The sequence below is a fragment of the Weissella cibaria genome (assembly GCF_004521965.1).
In the GTDB taxonomy this organism is placed as follows: domain Bacteria; phylum Bacillota; class Bacilli; order Lactobacillales; family Lactobacillaceae; genus Weissella; species Weissella cibaria_A.
This window is the reverse complement of the sequence record NZ_SDGK01000047.1, coordinates 1-7,436: the sequence shown is the minus strand read 5'-3', so window position 1 is coordinate 7,436 and position 7,436 is coordinate 1. Positions and strand designations below refer to the sequence as shown.

At 43.6% G+C, this 7,436-nt stretch carries 8 protein-coding genes and 1 tRNA gene; 3 read left to right on the top strand and 6 right to left on the bottom strand.

Annotation, left to right across the window (positions count from 1 at the left end; all coding sequences use genetic code 11):
* Positions 1–162 precede the first annotated feature (162 nt).
* Positions 163–251: transfer RNA gene (locus EST42_RS06785), tRNA-Ser, on the bottom strand.
* Positions 252–468: 217 nt separating this feature from the next.
* Complete coding sequence (locus tag EST42_RS06780; RefSeq protein ID WP_134644783.1) at positions 469–1,653, bottom strand: MFS transporter; 1,185 nt, start codon at positions 1,651–1,653, stop codon at positions 469–471.
* Between the two features lie 227 nt (positions 1,654–1,880).
* Here EST42_RS06780 and EST42_RS06775 point away from each other — a divergent pair, with 227 nt between their 5' ends.
* The gene (locus EST42_RS06775; protein ID WP_134644782.1) at positions 1,881–2,276 is read left to right on the top strand and encodes a hypothetical protein; all 396 of its coding nucleotides are present in this window, start codon (positions 1,881–1,883) and stop codon (positions 2,274–2,276) included.
* Positions 2,277–2,367: 91 nt separating this feature from the next.
* On the opposite strand, the gene EST42_RS06770 is transcribed toward EST42_RS06775, so the two are convergent.
* Complete coding sequence (locus EST42_RS06770) at positions 2,368–3,468, bottom strand: M24 family metallopeptidase (protein WP_134644781.1); 1,101 nt, start codon at positions 3,466–3,468, stop codon at positions 2,368–2,370.
* 251 nt (positions 3,469–3,719) lie between these two features.
* Here EST42_RS06770 and ccpA point away from each other — a divergent pair, with 251 nt between their 5' ends.
* Positions 3,720–4,721, top strand: a complete 1,002-nt coding sequence (gene ccpA / locus EST42_RS06765) for a catabolite control protein A (protein ID WP_134644780.1) — start codon at positions 3,720–3,722, stop codon at positions 4,719–4,721.
* Between the two features lie 55 nt (positions 4,722–4,776).
* On the opposite strand, the gene EST42_RS06760 is transcribed toward ccpA, so the two are convergent.
* Positions 4,777–5,349, bottom strand: coding sequence for a hypothetical protein (locus EST42_RS06760; protein WP_134644779.1), 573 nt, complete (start codon positions 5,347–5,349; stop codon positions 4,777–4,779).
* Positions 5,350–5,364: 15 nt separating this feature from the next.
* Entirely contained in the window at positions 5,365–5,754 is a 390-nt protein-coding gene (locus EST42_RS06755; RefSeq protein WP_134644778.1) for a DUF948 domain-containing protein, read from the bottom strand.
* Positions 5,755–6,055: 301 nt separating this feature from the next.
* Here EST42_RS06755 and EST42_RS06750 point away from each other — a divergent pair, with 301 nt between their 5' ends.
* Positions 6,056–6,775, top strand: coding sequence for an MIP/aquaporin family protein (locus tag EST42_RS06750; RefSeq protein WP_134644777.1), 720 nt, complete (start codon positions 6,056–6,058; stop codon positions 6,773–6,775).
* Between the two features lie 143 nt (positions 6,776–6,918).
* Here the strand turns inward: EST42_RS06750 and EST42_RS06745 are convergent.
* Positions 6,919–7,436, bottom strand: a 518-nt coding sequence (locus EST42_RS06745; RefSeq protein WP_209019482.1) for a transposase, incomplete at its 5' end; no start/stop codon positions are given.

The window sequence follows — 7,436 nt, the reverse complement described above, 5'->3', positions numbered from 1 at the left end:
CAAATCGCGTTAATTTTCAAATTCATTGTCGACCAACGCTATTTGGCATAGAGCCACTATTAATCACCGCTATTGTCTCAGTGAGAAAATTAAAAAAACTAGCCGGAAGAACTTCGGTTCAATACCGAAATCTTTCCGGCCAGTTAGCCATCTAAATAAAAAAGGAGACAACGGGATTTGAACCCGTGCACCGGCTCTACACCGGCTCGGCGGATTTCGAGTCCGCTGCATTACCACTCTGCCATGTCTCCACAACAATGATATATTATAGCGTTGATTCATAATTGTTTCAAGTCATATTGATAAAGTCCCCTCCACACCAACTGAGTTAGCGCAAAAAAGCGCCAGAGTTAGATCATCACTGACCTATCCCTGACGTTTTTTTACAATCTACTCGAATCCTATCTCAATCTAATGTATCAGATTTTAATGAATTGTGCTAACTTTTCTTGAAAAGACTTTAACCAATTATTTTACGCGACGGCCATGAAACAAGAAGTACCAGATTAATGCAATCACGGTCACTAAAATCATCAACTGGTAAAGTCCAGCAAACCCAATACTTGGTTCGATTAATCCCAACAAATATGGACCAACACCAAACGCCAAGTCAAAGAAAATGAAATACGTTGACGTTGCATAAGATATACGCTCAGGTGGTACAATTTTTGAAATCGTCGTTTGTGCAGCTGATTGGAAATTACCAAAGCCCAATCCGATAAAAATCGCTGCCAAAAAGAAAAAAACTACATTATGAACGTTGCTCAACAAAATAAAGCCGATTGCTAACAACACCAAGGCTGGATAAATAATGAAATTCTCATTCTTACTGTCAGCCAAGCGACCCGTGAATGGCCGACTGATGAAGATAACCGCTGCGTAAATCAAGAAGAAGTATTCAGTTACCTGGCTCATATGTTGGGCCTTCATAAAGAAGGACAAATAACTTTGAATCGCTGAATACGTCAACGTTGCAATGAATAAAGCCATAGCCAATGGAATAGCCTTGGGCTCCATAAAACGATGCAACCCGGTCGGCGCTTCCGTTGTCGTAGTCTTCGTCGCCGTGTGCGCCTTGATGTCCACCGTTGACTTGTGAATAAATAACGTTACCAAGAATGCCAGTCCGGCGATTCCTGTTTCAACATTAAATAGGAAACCATAACTCACGCCACTCAGAGCCAATCCCAAGAAAGGACCCAAGGCCGTAGCAATAACTGTACTTAGTGAAAAATATGAAATCCCTTCACTTCGACGTTCTGTCGGCACAACAAAGACGACCGCTGTATTTGTCACCGTACCAATTAACCCAATCATCATACCTTGTATAAATCGGATTAATAGCAACACAATCATTGATGTCGCAAAATGATAAGCAACCATAGTTGGAATCAGCACGAAGGCACCAATCAACATCATTGTCTTTGTCGAAATTTTCACCAAAATGGCTCCCGACATCATTCGCATCACCAACGAACCAATAACAACAATCCCAACTAACAACCCACTAACCGCTGTCGACAAATGCAACACATCAACAGTGTATGGTCCAATTGCCACAATCAAACTATAGAATGTGATTAAAACTAGGAAATTTATCAGCGCAATCTCAAGGAAAGACTGGTTAAATATCTTGGCTTTTCCAGAATTCATAGTAACCTCTACTTTCTTTCTCAACAATAAATAACTGCAATTCCTGCACCGTTTTCGTGCAAAAAATATCGCCCAAAAAAGACGACTTATCTATGTTACGCTTATTTTCAGAAAGCATCAAATATCGCACGGTATCTTCAGCAAATGACTCACCGTAAATTCTGCGCGCATTGTGGTTGAGTGTGTTATGCTAAGACTACCAACTAATAAGAGAATCGAGATTGCAAATGGCAACTTACAACCTAACCGACATCATGAGCTTACTCAAGCTCTGGGGTGTTGACTTTCCAAACAAGCAAAAGAACCGCGTTAAATTCGATGCGTTCAAAAAGGACTTGCGCAAGAAAATCGAAGAGACTTTCGAAACCGAAGCAACTGCCTTACAAGCCGTTTCACCTGAATTAACCGCACCCGTCAAGCCTAACCCGGTCACTGGCCAAACAACCACCTACACGGCGCGCCATGTCTTGTGGTTGCTCGATCAACCCGTATTCTTAGTTTGGGTGATTAAGCACGCCGCCCACCAAGATGCCTTGTTACCACACTTACAAGTGATGAAGAATACGCCTTGGACAAACGACACAGAAGAACGCGCCGAGACAATCATTGCCAATTGGCATTAATAAAAAGGGATGAGACAGCAACTGTTGTTTCAACCTCAAAAGCCACAAATCTTCCGATTCATAATCGGAAGATTTGTGGCTTTTTAGTTAACTAATCAATAATTCGCAATTCCTTTGACGAATGCGTAAATGAATCAGCACCCGTTTCCGTCATCACGACAGAATCTTCAATTCGGATTCCCAGGTCCCCAGGAATATAAATCCCGGGTTCAATCGAGAAGGCCATGCCCGGTTGCAAAACCAAATCATTACCTGTCGTAATTTGAATAGACTCGTGTACAGATGAGCCGATACCATGCCCCAAACGATGTACAAAGTACTCGCCATAGCCGGCCTTGGTAATAATATCACGGGCAATCGCATCCAACTCTCCCGCTGTCATACCCGGCTTAGCTTGAGACTGGGCTGCCAATTGCGCTTCTAAAACCACGTTGTACACATCTCGTTGGTGATCTGAGACGGTTTGAAAGGCAACTGTTCGGGTTGCATCTGACACATACCCTTCATAAATCGTGCCCAAATCGAACAATGCCAAATCCCCACGTTGCAAAAGTGTCGAACCAGTATCACCGTGAGGCTCGGCCGCGTGTGCACCGAATTGAACCAAGGTCTCAAATGACATGCCAACAACTCCGGCTGACTTCAAGTCATATTCAAGTTTCGCCATCACTTGTAACTCTGACACACCAGCTTTCATCGCAGCAAAAGCAAATTCGAATGCTCGGTCTGCATCTTCTCCAGCCTTGTGCATCTTAGCAATTTCATCCGGTGTCTTAATCAAGTGCATCTCAACCATGACTGGTGACAAGTCACCCACAAACTTTGCGTCAGGTACTGCCGTTTGCAATGCTGCTGCTTGGTCCAATGTCATTTGTCCCTTTTCAACGGCCCATGTCGTCGCATGTTGCGTGTGCTCATGAAGATGTTGTGCAATCAATTGGTAAGGTTGTTCGTGATCATGATACCCGTACACGGGGTGCGTCCACCCAGCCCCCTTAACCGCTTCCACTTCCAATGCTGGTGCAAAAATAAATGGTTCATCTTGTGGGAAAACAGCCAGCGCTAGAACGCGCTCGATTGGATCAGATTCAAAACCAGTTAAATATGAAATTGAGTGGAAATCTGAAAAATAGGCGACATCCAATTGGTTTTCATTCAGCCAATTTTGAATCTTTGCTAACTTATCCGTCATATTAAAGAATCCTCGTTTTTCACGTTTCTTTTCATTGTACTCTCATTTTCAGAAAATGCGCAACTCCTCATTATTGTGTGCTAGAATATAACATTGTGTGAATTCATTATTTTTATGAAAATAACGTATGAAAACATGGTACAATCACATTGTAACCGCTTGCAGTTATGCAAAGGTACGAGCTTGAAAAACAAGCTATGAAAATAACATGATTGTTTAAAGACAGATACAAGACCCAAAGGAGAATCGACATGGAAAAGCAGACCATCACGATTTACGACGTGGCCCGCGAAGCAAAGGTTTCAATGGCTACAGTTTCACGTGTTGTTAACGGCAACGCCAACGTTAAGCAAGAAACAAAAGAAAAGGTTGAGGCGGTGATTGAACGCCTTGGCTACCGTCCTAACGCAGTTGCCCGCGGCCTTGCCTCACGTCGCACAACGACAATTGGTGTTGTGATTCCAGATGTCACGGACCACTACTTTGCTGAGCTAGCACGCGGTATTGATGACGTGGCCGCAATGTACCACTACCAAATTATCCTAGCGAACTCTGATGAGTCCGACACAAAGGAACTACAAGTGCTTGAAAATCTTTTGAGCAAGCAGGTTGATGGGATTGTCTTCATGGGAAATTTGATTGACGACGGTATTCTCAAGGAATTTGCTCGTGCTGATGTGCCGATTGTGTTGGCTGGATCAGTTGACCACGTTTCAGAACAACCTTCTGTCAACATCGACTACACAACTGCAATTGGAGAAGCAACTACTAAGTTGCTAAAGAACGGCCACAAACGGGTTGCCTTTGTAACCGGTAGCCTAGATCACGGCATTAACCGTGAGTTTAAGCTTAAGGGATACATGAATGCCCTTACCGTTGCTGGGGTTGACTATGACAAAAGCCTAGTCTTGCAAGGTGACTACGATTACCAATCAGGTTATCAAATTGCTACCCTGGTCCAAGAAGCAAAAGCAACTGCCGCTGTTGTTGTTAACGATGAAATGGCCGCCGGCTTGTTAAATGGCCTAACCGACGCTGGTGTCAACGTACCTGATGATTTTGAGTTAATTACAAATAATAACTCAAAAATCGCCGTGATGACCCGGCCACAAATGTCATCAATCACGCAACCAATCTACGATCTTGGTGCAGTTGCCATGCGTATGCTAACCAAATTAATGAATCACGAAGAATTGGCAGTAAAGAACATCATCTTGCCACACGGCTACATTGACCGCGATTCTACAAAGTAATAACCAAAAAGAAAAGCGTATCACGTTTACTGTGATACGCTTTTCTTTTTGGTTATTAAAGCTCTGACAAGCCCTTCTTACCTGATTCTGACAACCCTTGCGATGGTTCCAAAACTTCAGGCGTAATCGTCTTTGCTTCTTCAACCGAAACTGGCTCTTCTAAATCATCAAAAGCCTCTGACAAAGATGGCGCTGTCGGATCCAACACAATGTCAATGTCTTCCTCAGACAATTCTGGGGCAACCTTGCTACGGACTTGATCCTTAACCTCTGACGCCTTTGACTTCGCTTGGTCAGCTAAATCTTGTGCTTGAGCCTTCAAATCATCCGCCTTAGCGCGTATGCCGGCCGTCTTTTCAGACGCTTGCGACTTCAAATCGGCAACTTTACCGTCCAATCCTTTTTCAGCCACAAGTTCATCGGCACGATCACGAACTGAAGCAACGGCATCTGTTGCAGCATACGTATAATCCACTGCCTTGTCGCGAACATCCACAACAACGTCATCAACCTTTGCCTTCAACTTGCTTTGCTCCTCAGCTGACAAACTCTTGTAGTAGGCGTACCCAGCTGCGGCAGCTACACCACTAAACAACAATCCTGCTAGAAATCCCTTACCCTTAGACATGCGTTTACCCTCCAATTATTTTCTTGATGATGTTTGAGACTTACGTGCTTTACGGAATCCGTTAACTGCGGTTACCGCTGATGCAACACTGGCACCCCGTGATGAAGCAGTTTTCTTCACTTTGCCAGTCAAATCGTGGGTTGCAGCGTTCAATTCTGAAACCGACGTGCCCAAATCAGCCACCGCTTGGAATGCGGGGTCAATTGTGGCGACTTTGCCATTTACGTCATTCAATAAAGTATTCGCGTTTGCCATAATATCATTCGCTTCGCGCGCAATAATATCGACATCGCGGGTAATTACGCCCAACGTGCGCGTTAAACGCACAAGGAACAAGCCGATAAATAGCACCAATAACAAAACCGCGACTGCGATTATAATTAATGCAATTTGACCTGGTGTCATAGTTCTGCCTCCAAACATATTTGATATCTTTAATTCTACCTGTTTATTGAAAGCGTTTCAATGAAAGTGAATCTAATATTATTAGTCCGTTGTGTGTATGGATTATCCATTCGGGTAAACTAAGCCTGGGATACTTTCACAGTCGCTTCGTATCATGTGCATAATTTTACAAACTTGTTAAACGCCCTTAATATTTCTTGTTATCACAACGAATGTTTGATAAATTGGTAAGCGTTCGTGTGTGCGCAGAAATGCGACATAATTTGTTTTGGTTAAACATGTCACTTTTTTTGGAGGAATTATGGACCACTCATTAGTAGTGCGCTTGTTCGCTGAATTTTTTGGAACAGCATTTTTGGTTTTATTGGGTAACGGATCCGTTGCCAACACAGAATTGAAGAACACAAAGGGAGAAGAAACTGGTTGGCTGAACATCGCCATTGGTTACGGTGCTGGTGTGGCTATCCCAGCAATGGCATTTGGTGCTTTCTCTGCTCAAATTAACCCCGCTTTCACGTTGGCCTTGGCCGTTGTAGGCGACTTCCCTTGGTCAGAAGTTTTGCCATACATTATCGCCCAAGTTTTGGGAGCTATGTTTGGTCAAATGTTAGTGGTAGCCGCATACAAGCCATACTTTGACTTGACAACAAACGTTGACGCCGTTTTCGCGCCATTCTCAACAACTGATGCTGCTAACTCACGACTAAATGGTTTTATCAACGAATTCGTTGGTACATTTGTCTTAGTATTTGGTGCTTTGGGAATTATTTCATCTGAAGCTTATAAGGGTATTGTCGGTCTAGCACTTGGTGTCCTAGTTGCAACGTTGGTTACGTCATTAGGTGGTGCAACTGGACCTGGTTTGAACCCCGCCCGTGACTTTGGACCACGATTGATTCACGCCATGTTGCCATTGAAGTTCAAGGGATCATCACACTGGGAGTACGCTTGGGTTGCCATCTTGGCCCCAATCGCTGGTGCAGTCGTCGCTTCAACTTTGTACTGGGCATTGTTTAAGTAAAACACGAAAGAAATGGCTTTATTGCCGTTCTACCAAGCGTAAAAGAGGTTGGGACAGAACAGTTCTAGCTGAAAATGAAGAAGGAGAAGAAAATCCGTTGGATTTCTTCTCCTTCTTTCTTTTTATCCAAAAACAACGAGATTTTATCTCGCCATGGTGGCCATTTTCGTCATATTCATGGCCATCATAACCAGTCCGGTTTCTATTTTCACGTTTCGCAAACCGCGGCATACCATGAATTTGCCCACGCCAAAATGAGCCTTCATCCGACCAAAAACTGGCTCGTTTTCAATTTTACGACGTGCGTAAATTGAAGCGTTGGTTTCGTCAGAGAGGCTTTCTCGCATACACGCTTTCTGATATTCCCATGAGGGGTTAATACTGATTTGGCGAACGTTGCCACCTTTTGTATATGCCGCTGGAATATCTTGGTTATTTTCATCCTTTGCTTCCGCACGATAAACTTTGAAATCACGGGTTATACCATTCTTGTCAGTACGATGACTATAATTATGCCATTTGAAAACGACGCCGTCGTTGTCCGTGTATTCATCGGCTTTTTCGTCGTACGACCAGTTCATCACTTTGCTATCAACACTACGTCGCTTACGACTGGCTTCGCGGAGCATAGTGTTATAAGGAATGAGCGCTGTTACTTCTG